15 protein-coding genes and 1 tRNA gene are annotated in these 13,261 nt (G+C 65.4%); 9 read left to right on the top strand and 7 right to left on the bottom strand.

Annotation, left to right across the window (positions count from 1 at the left end):
• Positions 1 to 12 precede the first annotated feature (12 nt).
• Together E0473_RS06595 and E0473_RS06590 are read left to right on the top strand one after the other, a co-directional pair.
• Positions 13 to 1,737, top strand: coding sequence for a CocE/NonD family hydrolase (locus E0473_RS06595; protein WP_137680109.1), 1,725 nt, complete (start codon positions 13 to 15; stop codon positions 1,735 to 1,737).
• A complete protein-coding gene (locus tag E0473_RS06590) occupies positions 1,734 to 2,705 on the top strand; it encodes an alpha/beta hydrolase (protein ID WP_137680108.1) in 972 nt (323 codons plus the stop codon). Before E0473_RS06595 ends, E0473_RS06590 begins: the two co-directional genes overlap by 4 nt.
• A 167-nt stretch (positions 2,706 to 2,872) precedes the next feature.
• Here E0473_RS06590 and E0473_RS06585 read toward each other — a convergent pair.
• Positions 2,873 to 2,964, bottom strand: a tRNA-Ser gene (locus tag E0473_RS06585).
• A 225-nt stretch (positions 2,965 to 3,189) separates the two neighbouring features.
• Here E0473_RS06585 and E0473_RS06580 point away from each other — a divergent pair.
• Together E0473_RS06580 and E0473_RS06575 are read left to right on the top strand one after the other, a co-directional pair.
• Positions 3,190 to 4,002 (top strand): DUF1134 domain-containing protein, encoded by an 813-nt coding sequence (locus tag E0473_RS06580; RefSeq protein ID WP_137680107.1) that lies wholly within the window; start codon positions 3,190 to 3,192, stop codon positions 4,000 to 4,002.
• Positions 4,003 to 4,053: 51 nt separating this feature from the next.
• Complete coding sequence (locus E0473_RS06575) at positions 4,054 to 5,229, top strand: amino acid aminotransferase (protein WP_137680106.1); 1,176 nt, start codon at positions 4,054 to 4,056, stop codon at positions 5,227 to 5,229.
• Here the strand turns inward: E0473_RS06575 and E0473_RS06570 are convergent.
• The 6 genes from E0473_RS06570 to E0473_RS06550 all read right to left on the bottom strand — a co-directional run bounded on the left by E0473_RS06570 (position 5,226) and on the right by E0473_RS06550 (position 9,175).
• Complete coding sequence (locus tag E0473_RS06570) at positions 5,226 to 5,849, bottom strand: riboflavin synthase (protein ID WP_137680105.1); 624 nt, start codon at positions 5,847 to 5,849, stop codon at positions 5,226 to 5,228. The genes E0473_RS06575 and E0473_RS06570 overlap by 4 nt on opposite strands.
• A 6-nt stretch (positions 5,850 to 5,855) precedes the next feature.
• The gene (gene ribD, locus E0473_RS06565) at positions 5,856 to 6,839 is read right to left on the bottom strand and encodes a bifunctional diaminohydroxyphosphoribosylaminopyrimidine deaminase/5-amino-6-(5-phosphoribosylamino)uracil reductase RibD (RefSeq protein ID WP_241657377.1); all 984 of its coding nucleotides are present in this window, start codon (positions 6,837 to 6,839) and stop codon (positions 5,856 to 5,858) included.
• Positions 6,826 to 7,305, bottom strand: coding sequence for a hypothetical protein (locus E0473_RS15590; protein ID WP_241657376.1), 480 nt, complete (start codon positions 7,303 to 7,305; stop codon positions 6,826 to 6,828). The genes ribD and E0473_RS15590 overlap by 14 nt, the downstream gene beginning before the upstream one ends.
• A gap of 63 nt (positions 7,306 to 7,368) precedes the next feature.
• Positions 7,369 to 8,115: a M48 family metallopeptidase gene (locus E0473_RS06560; protein WP_137680103.1), complete on the bottom strand. Its 747-nt coding sequence runs from the start codon at positions 8,113 to 8,115 to the stop codon at positions 7,369 to 7,371.
• Entirely contained in the window at positions 8,112 to 8,555 is a 444-nt protein-coding gene (locus E0473_RS06555) for a YcgN family cysteine cluster protein (protein ID WP_137680102.1), read from the bottom strand. Before E0473_RS06555 ends, E0473_RS06560 begins: the two co-directional genes overlap by 4 nt.
• Positions 8,543 to 9,175, bottom strand: a complete 633-nt coding sequence (locus E0473_RS06550) for an SCO family protein (protein WP_137680101.1) — start codon at positions 9,173 to 9,175, stop codon at positions 8,543 to 8,545. The genes E0473_RS06555 and E0473_RS06550 overlap by 13 nt, the downstream gene beginning before the upstream one ends.
• 102 nt (positions 9,176 to 9,277) lie before the next feature.
• Here E0473_RS06550 and E0473_RS06545 point away from each other — a divergent pair, with 102 nt between their 5' ends.
• From E0473_RS06545 to ssb, 5 genes are all read left to right on the top strand, one after another.
• Entirely contained in the window at positions 9,278 to 9,895 is a 618-nt protein-coding gene (locus tag E0473_RS06545) for an ankyrin repeat domain-containing protein (RefSeq protein WP_241657375.1), read from the top strand.
• On the top strand, positions 9,895 to 10,566 hold the full coding sequence (locus E0473_RS06540) for a COQ9 family protein (protein WP_137680099.1): 672 nt from the start codon (positions 9,895 to 9,897) through the stop codon (positions 10,564 to 10,566). The genes E0473_RS06545 and E0473_RS06540 overlap by 1 nt, the downstream gene beginning before the upstream one ends.
• A gap of 74 nt (positions 10,567 to 10,640) precedes the next feature.
• Entirely contained in the window at positions 10,641 to 10,880 is a 240-nt protein-coding gene (locus E0473_RS06535) for a FeoA family protein (RefSeq protein WP_137680854.1), read from the top strand.
• A complete protein-coding gene (feoB, locus tag E0473_RS06530) occupies positions 10,877 to 12,721 on the top strand; it encodes a ferrous iron transporter B (RefSeq protein WP_137680098.1) in 1,845 nt (614 codons plus the stop codon). Before E0473_RS06535 ends, feoB begins: the two co-directional genes overlap by 4 nt.
• Positions 12,722 to 12,738: 17 nt before the next feature.
• Entirely contained in the window at positions 12,739 to 13,254 is a 516-nt protein-coding gene (gene ssb, locus E0473_RS06525; RefSeq protein ID WP_137680097.1) for a single-stranded DNA-binding protein, read from the top strand.
• Positions 13,255 to 13,261 lie beyond the last annotated feature (7 nt).

Below are 13,261 nucleotides of genomic sequence, written 5' to 3'. Positions count from 1 at the left end.
GGGAGAGAGACAATGCCATTCATACCCTTGCGTACCGCAACCGCCGCCCTGGCCTGTAGCGCTCTCGCGCTGCCCGCCCTGGCGCATGACTATCCAGGCTACGAGCGCCAGTCGCTCTATGTCCCGGTGCGCGACGGCACGCGGCTGGCGATGAACGTCTATCGTCCGGCCGATGACGAGGGTGTGGAGACCGAGCGGCTGCCTGTGATCTTCGTGTTCACGCCTTACCGTGCCCGCTTCGTCGATACGGATGGCGAAGTGCAGGAAGTGGCGCTGGAGGACAACCTGGCGCTGCGTAGCTTGCTGCGGGCAGGCTATGTCGTCGCCGTGGCCGATATTCGCGGGAAAGGTGCCAGCTTCGGCGCGCGGCGCGGCTTTCAGGACCGGACCGAGGCGCAGGACGGCCACGATCTGGTCCAGTGGCTGGCCGAGCAGCCTTGGTCGAGCGGAAATGTAGGCATGGTCGGCTGTTCCTATCTTGGCGGCACCACCACCCATGTCGCCAGCACCGCGCCGCCTGCGCTGAAGGCGATCTTCACCGGCGCAACCGACTGGGACAAGTACGAATTCGTGCGGCGCGGCGGGATCACCGCGCAGTTCAACACCCGGCCAGACGAGAAACTGTCAGTCGATCTGGCCAGCGTGCCGGTCGATGCCGATCCCGATGGCGCGCTGCTGCGCGAGGCGGTGGCTATGCACGCCGATAACACCCCGATGGCAGGCCTCTGGTATGGAATGCCCTACCGCGACAGCGTGAGCGACTTCACGGGCAACGCCTTCTGGGACGAAGTGGCGATCTGGAAATATGCGCAGACGATCCGCGAAGCAGGGATCGCCACCTACATGTGGAGCAACTGGAAGGACGAGCCGACAAGCCAGATCATCGTTGCCGCCCAGAACCTGGACAGCCGCCTTCTGGTCGGCCCCGGCAGCCATTGCGTGCCGCCGCCAAGCTTCGACTTTACGGGCGAGATCACTCGCTATTTCGACTATCATCTCAAGGGCATCGACAGTGGTTTCGCCGAAGCCCCACGCATCACCTATTATCGCGACGAGGGGGACGGCAAGAGCAGCTATGTAACAAGCGAAGAGCTGCCCGGCGCATCGAGCGAGACGCTGACCTACTATCTGGGCGCGGACGGCACCAACCTGCTCGGCGCGCATCCGGTCGGCAACGGAAGCGCGGGCTTCGCCGTCGATTACGGGGTGGCCGACGATGCCTACTTCGCTTTCTGGCCGCCTTCGCTCGACGGGCATGGCGTCACCTTCGATAGCGCCCCTGCCAGCGAAGCCTTCGATCTGCTCGGCTATCCGGTGGCGAACATTGCGGTAAGTGCCGACAGGCCCGATGCCGACGTGTTCGTCTATCTGGAGGACGTGGCTGCCGATGGCGAGGTCGAGGTGCTCTCGTTCGGAAGGTTGAAGCTCTCTCACCGCAACGTTTCGCCAGCACCGTGGGATACGCTCGGTATGCCCTGGCATTCGGGCCGCGAGGCCGATGTGGAACCCTTGCCCGAGGGGGAGGCGGCGGTGCTTTCCATCGCCATGATGCCGCTGTCGCACCGCGTGATGCCGGGGCACCGGCTACGCTTTCTGGTAACGGGCGCCGATCCGCGCCAGCGCAACCTTCCCGACCTGGCGCAAGACCCCGCGCCGCGCATTTCGGTGCATTATGGCTGGGCAACCGGATCGCGCATCGATCTGCCGCTGGCATCCATGGGGGATGCGGGCGAATGACGCGGCATGACGGCTTTCGCTTCGCTTTCGCCGCTGCCTGCTTCGCGATGACAGGCGCTTGTGTGCTGCAGGCGCCGGCAGAGCTGCCGAGCTCTGTCGGACTGGCGGGGCAAATCGGCGGGGTGGCCGGAAGCGGAGCCTGGCCGGCTATTGCCCAGCGGATTACGGACGCACCGAACTATACTGTCTATCGGCCGGCGGAACTGCCCGATGCGCCTATGCCCATCCTCCTATGGGGCAATGGCGGGTGCAGAGATAACGGCCTGAGCGCCAGTCACTTCCTGCGCGAGGTTGCGAGCCACGGCTATCTAGTGATCGCCAACGGCAAACCGGGCGAGGAACGGCCGGTCCTCGCCGAACTGCCACCGCCGCCGCCAGTTAATGGGCCGCCTCCGCCACCGCCTGCCGACCGGCCTGCGGACGAAACCAGCGTCGCGGGGATGCTGGCCGGAATCGATCTTGCGCTGGCAATGGACGCCGATCCGGAAGATCCGCTTCATGGCAGGATCGACACTGGCCGCATCGCTGCCTTCGGCCACAGCTGCGGCGGCTTGCAGGCACTCGCGGCCGGCGCAGATCAGCGCATAGACACGGTGATGGCGCTCGGCAGCGGGGTCTATAACCGTCCCCGCTCGGGCCTGAGCGGGGTGCAGATCGGCAAGGATGACTTGCGCAAGCTTCATGGCCCGGTGGCCTATGTGCTGGGAGGCCCTGCGGATATTGCCTGGGCCAACGGGAATGATGATTTTGCGCGCATCGCGCATGTGCCGGTGGTGCTGGGAAGTCTCCCGGTCGGCCACGGCGGAACCTTTGCGCTGGAAAACGGAGGCTCATGGGCGAGCTTCGCGGTGAACTGGCTGGATTGGCACTTGCGCGGCGACCAGGAGGCGCGAAGCGCTATTCTGCAAAATACCTGCCCCCTGTGCGCGGCCAACGGCTGGACGATCAGGGCAAAGGGGTTCGAATAGCCCCTTTGCTGCAAGCGAGCGAACCAAGATACTGATTTCTGCGATATAGACGAGCCCGGCGGCGAAAATCAGCGATGAGCTGAACCGCCCGATGTTTTCCGGACGCTGTTGGTGCGCAACTTGCGCTGTCGTACCAAGTCGACGCAGGGGCTTCTGAAAAGCGCCGGTGGCGGAGACGGAGGGATTCGAACCCTCGATACCCCGATAGAGGTATGGTTCCTTAGCAGGGAACTGGTTTCAGCCACTCACCCACGTCTCCGGACCCAGCGGCAAGCCCGGCCCTATAACCGCGCCTCGCCAGCGCATCAAGGGCGTCCAGTACCTAATTTTCACAAGGCGCGCTGGATGGCCCCATCAGCGCACCGCGCGATTCGGCTCACCGCAAAAGAGACTCGGCCTGCCGCGCGTTCATTGCCGCTTCAGCCGCCGGGGATTCTTGTGCGAGCGACGGAAGATACACGCGCAATTTGAAGAGGGCGCCACCATGAACATCGCCATTCTCACCCGCTGGGCGGGCCTTGTCGCTGCGAGCCTGGCGCTTGTAGCGGCGCCGGTCAGCGCGCAGCAGATCGAGACGGTCGACCCGAACCTCGTGATCGACGGTGATCTCGAAGGCGAAACGACCACGCCGCAAGTCCCTGCTGACACTGGCGATGGCTGGATCGCACCCGAGTACGACACCAGCCCCGAATCGCCCGATACGCCAAGCCCCTCGCTTGAGCTGCCCTCGAGCCGCTATGACAGCCTGCCGCAGGACGACACGACGACCGCGCCACCGGCCACCACTGGCCCGGCCACCACTGGCGCAAATCAGGATACCTATGCCGAGGACGACCTGATCGGTGCCGCTGAAGGGCTGTTCGGAAAAGGGGCCGAAGGCCTCGCACGCCTGATCGAGGATATTCTTGCCAAGCAGGGGCAGCCCAACGGCTATATCGTCGGGCGCGAAGGCGGCGGGGCGTTCATCGTCGGCGTGCGCTATGGCTCTGGCACGCTGCATCACAGGATCGAAGGCAACAAGCCCGTCTATTGGACCGGCCCGTCTATCGGGCTCGATGCAGGGGCCAATGCCGCCAACACTTTCGTGCTGGTTTACAACCTCTATGATTCCGAAGATCTGTTCGAACGTTTCCCGGCGGGCGAGGGGCAGGCTTACTTCGTTGGCGGGTTCAATGTAAGCTACCTGCGGCGCGGCGACATTGTGCTGATTCCGATCCGCGTGGGCGCCGGTCTGCGGCTTGGTATCAACGCGGGCTACATGCGCTTTAGCCACAAGCAGCGCTGGTTGCCGTTCTGATCGCAAAACGGCCTTGCCCTTCGCTGCGGTGAGCGGCAAAGGACGGCCACTATGCTGGACAGACTCGACCAACAACCGCCCGACGCGCTGCTTGCGCTGATCAAGCTCTATGATGCCGACCCCCGGCCGACCAAGATCGACCTTGGCGTGGGTGTCTACCGCACCAGCGACGGGGCGACCCCCGTCTTCGGCGCGATCAAGGCGGCGGAAAAGCGGCTGGTGTCGGATCAGCCGAGCAAAGCCTATCTTGGCCCGGAAGGCGACATGGGCTTCGTTCAGGCGCTGATCCCGCACGTGTTCGGCGAAGCGGGCGACATGGGCGGCCGGATCGACGGTATGCAGACGCCGGGCGGCACCGGCGGCGTGCGTATTGCGGCAGGCCTGGCCAAGAAGGCGGGCGTTGCCAAGGTGCTGATGGGCACGCCGAGCTGGCCCAACCACGCCCAGATCTTTGCCGATCTCGCGATGGAGATCGAAGGGTTCGACCACCGCGCGGCCGACGGCACTGCGAACATGGATGCGCTGCGCACGGCGCTTAAGAACGCGGGCAAGGGCGATGCGGTGCTGCTGCACGGCTGCTGCCACAACCCGACCGGCGTGGACTACACCCCCGCGCAGTGGGATGAGATCGTCGACCTGCTGGTCGAGCGTGAGATCCTGCCGATTGTCGACCTGGCCTATCAGGGCTTGGGCGATGGCATGGAGGAAGACGCCTATGGTCTGCGCAAAGTAGTGGCCAACGTGCCGGAAGCGCTGATCGCCTACAGCTGCGACAAGAACTTCGGCCTTTATCGTGATCGTGTCGGCGCGTTCTACGCGCTCGGCAAGACGGCTGACGACACCGTGCGGATCATGTCGAACGGGTGTTCGCTGGCTCGGGCCAACTGGTCGATGCCGCCCGATCACGGGGCAGCCGCCGTGGGCCTGATCCTGAACGACGAAGCGCTCACGAAGCAGTGGCTGGACGAACTCGACTCGATGCGCGCACGGATTGGCGAAGTGCGCAGCCAGCTGGCCGCCGCCGGCAAGGCTGGCTCGGTCGACCTTACGCCGCTGGGCGAGCAGAAGGGCATGTTCGCCATGCTCCCGCTCAGCAAGGAACAGATCGGCGCGCTGCGCACCGATCATGGCGTCTACATGGCAGGCTCGGGCCGCATCAACGTGGCGGGCCTGACCAGCGGCAACATCGGCGACTTCGTGAAGGCGCTGGAGTCGGTCTCGGGTTAAGCCCCCGCGCGCAGGGCCTGCATCCGCTGGAGGTAGCGGGCGATGGTGTCGATCTCGAGATTGACGCGATCGCCCTGCTTCAGCTCGCCCAAAGTGGTGACTTCGGCGGTGTGCGGGATGATATTCAGTCCGAACTGAACTGACCCATCGGGCTGGTCGCTGACCGTGTTGACCGTCAGCGAAACGCCGTTGACCGTGATCGAGCCCTTGGGGGCGATGAACGGCGCCAGCTCGGCAGGCGCGGTGATGGTGAGGCGGGTCGAATCGCCTTCGGCTCGCAGCTCGGTGAGGGTGCCTACCGCATCGACATGGCCGGTCACGATATGGCCGCCCAGTTCGTCACCCAGCCTGAGCGAGGGTTCGAGATTGAGCTTGCCGCCCTCGCTCCACATGCCCGGCGCGGTGCGCGAAACGGTTTCGCCCGAAATGTCGACCGCGAAGGTCATTGAACCAATTGTACCGCTCTTTGCGACCACGGTGAGGCACACGCCCGAACAGGCGATCGACGCGCCGATGTCGACTTTCGCCGGGTCGAAAGGGCAGGCGATGACGGCGCGCAGGTCACCGCGTTGCTCCACGCTCTGGATGGTGCCGATGGCGGTGACGATGCCGGTGAACATGCTGGCTTAGATCCCTTCGTTGCGGGCGCGGGCATAGACTTCGAGCCGGTCGCTGCCAAGCTGGCGACTTTCGGTGAGATTCCAACGCCCGTGCGCATCGGCCAGCGCGCCAAGGCCGATGTCAGGAATGCCGGGGAGCCCGCCACCGATCAGGATCGGGGCGCGGTAGATCAGCAGCCGGTCGACGAGGTCGGCGCGCAGGAAGCTTGCCGCCGTCGCCGCGCCGCCTTCGACGAACAGGTAACGCACTCCGGTCATGGCGGAAATGTTGGCGGGTGAGGCTAGCTTTTGCCATCCGTCCGGGACTTCGCCAGAAGTAAGCGCCCAGCGGGAGGGCGAGCGGTCCTCCAGCCCCGGCAGACGCACGTCGAGCCGCGGCTTGTCGGCGCGCAGGGTTCCGCCGCCGACAAGAATCGCGTCGGACCTGGCCCGTTCGCGGTGGCAATGGGCGCGGGCCGCTGCCCCGGTGATCCACTGGCTCTCGCCTTGTGCGGTGGCGATGCAGCCATCGAGCGAGAGCGCGAGTTTGAGCGTCACATGCGGACGCCCCTGAGTCAGCGCACAGGCATGACCTTCGAGCCGCATGGTCGCCGCACTGCTTCCAGTTTCACTGACGGCAATGCCCGCCTCGCGCAGCCGTTCAACGCCCTTGCCGCAGGTGCGCGGATCGGGGTCGGCCATGCCGATCACCACCCGCGCGAGACCCGCAGCCACGATCAGGTCGGAGCAGGCTGGCCCGCGCTCCGAAACATGGGCGCAAGGTTCGAGCGTGACGTAGAGCGTGGCCCCGCGAGCGTCTTGGCCCGCTTCGGCAAGCGCAACGGCTTCTGCGTGAGGGCGCCCGCCGACCTGCGTCCACCCGCGTCCGACCACGCGGCCCTCGCGCAGGATCAGCGCGCCGACGCCCGGATTGGGGCAGGCGGAAGGGCGCGCACGCTCGGCCAGCGCGGCGGCAGCGGCGAGCCAGCGCGCATCGTCAGCCGGCGGCACGCGCGCAATATTCCTCGACGCTTTGCGCGACCTCTTTTTCGCTCGGCCCGACCTCACCCGCCGCCTCGGCAGCGGCTTTGGCGGCAGCCTGTTCGGCCTCGATCTCGGCCTGCATCTCGTCGACGTCGATGAAGGTCGCCCGGCCCAATGCGGCATAGGCTTCCTTGCGCGCTTCCTCCTGCTGTGCGAGTCGGGCTTCGAGGTCGTCCTTCAGCTTCTGGTTGGCGCAGTTGGAGGCAATGATCTCGGCGTCGGTGCGGTTTTCATCCAGCGTCGAGATGTAGACAACCTCGGGCGGGGCCGGGGCCACGCGCACGCTCTTGGGGATGAACAGCATGAAGATCGCAAAGGTCATGGCCATGGCCACGCCGAGGATATGCCAGCGGTAGGGCGTCTCGGCGCGCCATTGCGAGGCAAAATCCTGCGCCGCGTGCTTGGGCGAAATCCGGCGGAAAAAGCGTTTCATGTCCGCCCTTGATAGGGACTTTGCCGCAAGACCGCCAGTGCCCGCCGCACTCTGCTAGCGTGCTTAGACGAAAGCAGCGTAGAGCTTCGGTCCTTCGGCTTTCAGCCAGCGGTCGGCCGCGCGGACGTCGCCTTCGAACAGTCCGGCCAGATGCGCGTGGAAAGCGGGTGAGTGGTCGAAGTAGGCGAGGTGGGCCACCTCGTGGGCGACGACCGAGCGGCGCACGAAGTCGGGTGCCATGGCGAGCCGCCAGTTAATGCGGATCGTGCGGCCATTCTGCCCTTCGCCCGAACACGAGCCCCACCGCCGACGCGCGCGCGACAGGCCGAGCTGCGGCAGCACCTCGTCCGCACGCGCGCAATAGAAGGCAAGGTCGTCGCCCGCCAGCCGCAGCGCTTCGCTCTCGAGCCAGCGCTGGACTCGGGCCTCGATCCGCTCTTGCGGGCCGCCCAGCAACAGCGCGCCATCGTCGGGCACGGGGTTGCGCGGATAGGTCTTGTCCCAGGCGATCCGCAGCGTATCGCCGCGAAAGGCGATGGTGCTGCCATCGATCACCGCCACCGGAGTGACAGCCTTGGCGAGCTGCGCCGCAATCCAGTCATGCCGGGCATGGGCAAAGGCGAGCGCATCGGCGGTGCGCGCCCAGGTCGGCATGGAAATGCGCAATTCGCTGCCGTCGCGTGCCAGCCGCATGGTGAGGCGGCGCGCCTGCTTGAGGCGGCGGATGGCAAGCGGCAGGGTGCGACCGGCGATCTCGATCTGCGGATCGTCGAGCGGGTGAGCCTGACGATTGCGCAGCCAGTCGATCATTCCTCGGGCCAGTCCACGATATGGTGCTCAATCGGCCCGGCATCGTTCTCGCTGATGCAGCGCCCGGCGACACATGCGCCCGAGGCGATCATGGCATCTTTGCTGCCCGTCAACAGCGGGTGCCATTGCGGAATCGGGCGATCATCGGCGCGGCGCTTGTAGGCGCAGGTTTCGGGCAGCCAGGGCACCTGCGCCACCAGCTTTGGCGTCAGGCGCAGGCAATCGGGCACGAAGGCCTTGCGGTGGGCATAGTCGCTGCAGCGCGCGGTGCCGGTGTCGAGCAGCTTGCACGCGACGTTGGTTCCCAGGATCTGGCCGGTATCCTCGTCTTCCAGCTTGTGCAGGCAGCAACGGCCACAGCCGTCACACAGCGCCTCCCACTCCTCGCGCGAGAGGCTGGTCAGCGGCAGTTCCCAGAAACGGTCTCTCAGCGCACCCATTTCGCCAGTTCCGCGGCGACAGCCTGCCCTTGGTCCTTCACATCGAGAGGCATCAGGGCGACCGGATTGCCCTCCGGGTCCATCAGGTAGGCTGCGTTGGAGTGATCCATCATGTAGCCGCCGTTCTCGTTCACTTCACCCTTGGAATAGTAGACCGAATAGGCATCGGCGGCGGCCTTTACCTGCTCGGGCGTGCCGGTGAGCCCGATAAGATCGGGCGAGAAATTCGCGGTGAACTCGGCCAGCACCTCGGGCGTGTCGCGCGCGGGATCGATGGTGATGAAGAGCGGCTGGACCTGTTTCGCGAGATCGGGATGCTCGGCGGCATAGAGCTTCAGGCCCTGGCCAAGCCGCTGCATGTCAAACGGGCAGACGTCGGGGCAGTAGGCATAGCCGAAATAGACCACCTTCCACTTGCCGTCGTAGTCCGACGCGTGAACCGCCTTGCCGGTCTCGTCGACGAGTGTGAAGTCGCCCCCGATCGAGGAGCCCCACAGCGCGCCCTGTTCAAGCGGCGGCTGGCCCGAACCGCAGGCAGCGAGCGGCGACAGGGCGGCGAGGGCGAGCAGGAGCGGGCCTAGGCGTCTGGAGGCGAGGCGTGCCGGAAGTATTGTGGGCATGACGAGGGGTTCATGCTCTGCTAACGCGCCACAGGCAAGAGCCGGATGCCACGAAATGCGCGGCTTTTGCGCAGAAGCTTGGTGCAGCAACAGGAGGACGGCGTGGCGCAGCCCGCTTTTCGCAAATTCATTATCGTGCTTGCAGCCCTGGTGCTGGGCGCGGTCCCCGCTTCGGCGCAGATGTATTCGGATGGCTACAAGTTCCTCCAGGCGGTGAAGGACAAGGATGGCGATGTCGCCACCTCGATGCTCAACGAGCCGGGCTCGACCGTGGTCAATGCGCGCGATCTCTCCACCGGCGAAACCGCCTTGCATTACACGGTGCAACGCCGCGACAACACCTGGACCGGTTGGCTGCTGCAACAGAACGCAAACCCGAATATCGCCGACAAGAAGGGCGTGACCCCGCTCGGCCTCGCGATCCGGCTGAATTTCCTCGAAGGGGTGGAAACGCTGATTGCCGGCGGCGCACGCATCGATGAGACCGATTTTACCGGGCAGACGCCGCTGATTGCTGCCGTGCTTTCGCGCAATAGCGAGCTGGTCGAGGTGCTGCTCGACGCCAATGCCAACCCCGATAAGACCGACAATGCCGGGCGCAGCGCGCGCGACTATGCCAGCGAGCGCGGTGCCGAACGGATGCTGATGTTGATCGAGGGCCATGACAACGCCGCCGATGCCGATCCCGATGGCGGGCGCATTTATGGGCCGAGCTTCTGATGGTCGCGGCTGCTGACAGGCTCGAAGAGGCCGGTTCGCTGGCCGATGTGCGCGTTGCGCTGGCTCCGGCGCTGGCGCAGGCGGCGGTGTTCGACGGCTGGACCGAAGTGGCGGTGGATGCTGCGGCCGAGGCCGAGGGTGTCGACCCCGCAATCGCCCGGCTCGCTTTCGCGGATGGTCCGATGGCGATGATCGAGGCTTTCGTCGCCGCGACCGATGCCGCGATGCGCGCGCATTTTGCCGATGGTCGGCTCGGCAATATGAAGATTCGTGAACGGATCGCCGCGCTGGTGCGGTTCCGGCTCGATCAGGCCGCCGGGCTGGAGGAAGCGCTTTCGCGTGCGCTGGCTATCCAGGCCATGCCGACTAATGCGCCGCGTGCCCTGAAGCTCGGCTGGAGCAGCGCCGATGCCATGTGGCGCCTCGCCGGTGACACCGCGACCGACTACAATCACTACACCAAGCGCGCGATCCTCGCTTCGATCTATGCCGCCACGCTGGCCGTGTTCATCGAGGACCAGAGCGAGGGCAAGGCCGAGACTCACGCCTTCCTCGATCGGCGGATCGACGGGGTGATGAAGTTTGAGAAGGTCAAGGCGCAGCTCACCAGCAAACGCGAGCATTTCGATATTGTCCGCTTTCTCGGGCGCTTGCGCTATCCGCAAAGCTGATCTCGATCAGCCTTAATGACAATCAGTTGCAACAGCAGGGCGCTTCTGGCACGGGAGCTCGTGTGGATACGCAACTGACTCTTGACCAGATCGCTCCCGGCGCGCGCGCCGAGATTATTGCCGTTGCCTGGGACGCGCTTGCTCCCGAGGAAGCCAAGCGCTTGCGCGCGCTGGGGCTCGACGAGGGGGCGCGGGTGGCTGTGGCCCATCGCGGGATTTTCTTCGGCAGCGACCCCATGGCCATCACCCTTGGCCGTACCACAATCGCCATTCGCCGCGCCCATGCGCGCGCCATGCAGGTGAAGCACCCATGAGCCGGGTTCCCGTTATCGCCCTGGTCGGCAACCCCAATGCCGGCAAGTCCGCCCTGTTCAACGCGCTGACCGGGGCGCGGCAGAAGATCGCCAACTATCCGGGCGTAACGGTGGAGCGCAAGGCGGGCCGCGCGGCGCTGCCTTCGGGCCAGCCGATCGAGCTGGTCGACCTGCCCGGCTCCTACTCACTCGACGCGGCGAGCCCGGATGAAGAGGTGACCAGCCAGGTCGTGATGGGCCGGTTTCGCGGTGAAGCCATGCCCGAGGTGCTGGTTGTGGTGGTCGATGCGGCCAACCTCGAACAGCACCTTGTCTTCGCGCAGGAGCTGATCGCGCTGGGCCGTCCGGTGGTGGTTGCGCTTAACATGGTCGACCTTGCAGAACGCGACGGGCTGGTGCTCGATCCGGCAGCTTTGTCCGCAGCGCTCGGCGTGCCGGTGGTGCCGACCGTGGCCGTGCGCAAGCGCGGGCTAGATGCGCTGCTGGAAGAGATCGAGAAGGCACCGCAGCAGGATCGCGCGCTGCGCCACGAGGTTGCCGAGCTGAGCCTGCCAGAACGGCGCCTCAACGCGCACAACATGGCGACCGGGGCGATCCTGTCGGAAACCGCCGCGCATCGCTGGCATTCGCGGCTGGACAAGGTGCTGTTGAATCCGTGGGCAGGGCCGGTCATCTTGCTCGGCTTGCTGTTCGTGATGTTTCAAGCGGTGTTTGCCTGGGCCGATCCGTTCATCGCGCTGATCGAAGGCATGATCGAGACCATGATCGGCTTCGTCGAGGCTACCTTGCCCGCTGGCATCCTGCAGGATTTCCTGACGCAGGGCGTGCTTAGCGGGGTTGGCTCGGTGATCGTGTTCCTGCCGCAGATCATCATCCTGTTCGCCTTCATTCTGGCGATGGAGCAATCGGGCTACATGGCCCGCGCGGCTTTCCTGATGGACCGGCTGATGGCCTATGTTGGGCTGTCCGGGCGCAGCTTCATCCCGCTGCTCTCCAGTTTTGCCTGCGCCATTCCGGGCATCATGGCCACCCGCGCGATTGCCGATCCGAAAGACCGATTGACCACGATCCTGATCGCCCCGCTGATGACTTGTTCGGCACGGCTGCCGGTCTATGCCGTGATCATCGGCGCCTTCATCCCGGCGCGCACCGTTGGGCCGGGCATCGGGCTGCAAGGTCTGGTGCTGTTCGGGCTTTATCTGTTCGGCATTGTCGGCGCGATGCTGGTGGCGCTGGTGCTGCGCCGCACGGTGACCAAAGGCGCGGCCTCGGGCTTTATCATGGAAATGCCGCGCTATCAGGTGCCGCCGCTGCGCGATTTGCTGATCGGCCTGTGGCAGCGCGCCTTCATCTTCCTGCGCCGCGCCGGCACGATCATTTTCATGGCGACGGTGATCCTGTGGGTGCTGCTGAGCTTTCCGAAGGCCGATCCGGGCGAAAGCCAGGTCGAGGCGAGTATCGCCGGGCACATTGCCGATGGCCTCAACGTCGTGATGGAGCCCATCGGCTTCAACCACGAGATCAGCCTTGCATTGATCCCGGCGATGGCAGCGCGCGAGGTTGCCGTCTCCGCACTGGCTACCACCTATGCCATCGACGGCGACGAGGATGCGCAGGCCGCCGGGCTTACCGAACGGCTGGCAGCGGACTGGAGCCTGCCCACGGCGCTGGCCTTCCTCGCCTGGTTCGTGTTCGCGCCGCAGTGCCTTTCGACCATCGCCGTCGCCCGGCGTGAGACGAATGGGTGGAAATGGCCGGTTGTCATGTTGGCCTACCTGTTTGGATTGGCCTATGTCTTCGCCGGAATCACCTATTGGGGCGCTCTCGCCCTCGGATTGTAGCGAAGGATAGTTGGCAAATGGCAGGTTCTCTCAACAAGGTTATGCTGATCGGGAACCTGGGGGCCGATCCCGAGGTGCGCACGTTCCAGAACGGCGGCAAGGTCTGCAACCTGCGCGTCGCGACCTCGGAGACGTGGAAGGACCGCAACACCGGCGAGCGGCAGGAACGCACCGAGTGGCACACTGTGGCGATCTTCAACGAGGGCCTTGCAGGCGTGGCCGAGCGGTTCCTCAAGAAGGGCTCGAAGGTCTATCTCGAAGGCCAGTTGCAGACGCGCAAGTGGCAGGACCAGAACGGCAATGACCGCTATTCGACCGAGGTCGTGCTGCGCGGGCCGAACTCTGTCATGACCATGCTTGACGGCGCATCCGGTGGCGGCGGTGGTGGCGGCCAAGGAGGCTACGGCGGCAGCTCTGGCGGTGGCGGCTATGGCGGCGGTCAGCGCAGCGGCGGTGCCGGCAGCCAGGGCGGAAATGCCCCGTCCGGTGGCGGTTCGAACTACGACGATCTCGACGACGATATTCCGTTCTGAGTCGGCC

Source organism: Aurantiacibacter suaedae, from assembly GCF_005434915.1.
Classification (GTDB): domain Bacteria; phylum Pseudomonadota; class Alphaproteobacteria; order Sphingomonadales; family Sphingomonadaceae; genus Alteraurantiacibacter; species Alteraurantiacibacter suaedae.
The sequence above is the reverse complement of the archived record's forward strand: the minus strand, read 5'-3'. Positions and strand labels throughout refer to the sequence as shown.

Excerpts from the sequence above, each read along its gene's own strand:
- E0473_RS06595 (WP_137680109.1), top strand. The coding sequence starts at position 13 with ATGCCATTCATACCCTTGCGTACCGCAACCGCCGCCCTGGCCTGTAGC.
- E0473_RS06590 (WP_137680108.1), top strand. The coding sequence starts at position 1,734 with ATGACGCGGCATGACGGCTTTCGCTTCGCTTTCGCCGCTGCCTGCTTC.
- E0473_RS06580 (WP_137680107.1), top strand. The coding sequence starts at position 3,190 with ATGAACATCGCCATTCTCACCCGCTGGGCGGGCCTTGTCGCTGCGAGC.
- E0473_RS06575 (WP_137680106.1), top strand. The coding sequence starts at position 4,054 with ATGCTGGACAGACTCGACCAACAACCGCCCGACGCGCTGCTTGCGCTG.
- E0473_RS06570 (WP_137680105.1), bottom strand. The coding sequence starts at position 5,849 with ATGTTCACCGGCATCGTCACCGCCATCGGCACCATCCAGAGCGTGGAG.
- E0473_RS15590 (WP_241657376.1), bottom strand. The coding sequence starts at position 7,305 with ATGAAACGCTTTTTCCGCCGGATTTCGCCCAAGCACGCGGCGCAGGAT.
- E0473_RS06560 (WP_137680103.1), bottom strand. The coding sequence starts at position 8,115 with ATGATCGACTGGCTGCGCAATCGTCAGGCTCACCCGCTCGACGATCCG.
- E0473_RS06555 (WP_137680102.1), bottom strand. The coding sequence starts at position 8,555 with ATGGGTGCGCTGAGAGACCGTTTCTGGGAACTGCCGCTGACCAGCCTC.
- E0473_RS06550 (WP_137680101.1), bottom strand. The coding sequence starts at position 9,175 with ATGCCCACAATACTTCCGGCACGCCTCGCCTCCAGACGCCTAGGCCCG.
- E0473_RS06540 (WP_137680099.1), top strand. The coding sequence starts at position 9,895 with ATGGTCGCGGCTGCTGACAGGCTCGAAGAGGCCGGTTCGCTGGCCGAT.
- feoB (WP_137680098.1), top strand. The coding sequence starts at position 10,877 with ATGAGCCGGGTTCCCGTTATCGCCCTGGTCGGCAACCCCAATGCCGGC.
- ssb (WP_137680097.1), top strand. The coding sequence starts at position 12,739 with ATGGCAGGTTCTCTCAACAAGGTTATGCTGATCGGGAACCTGGGGGCC.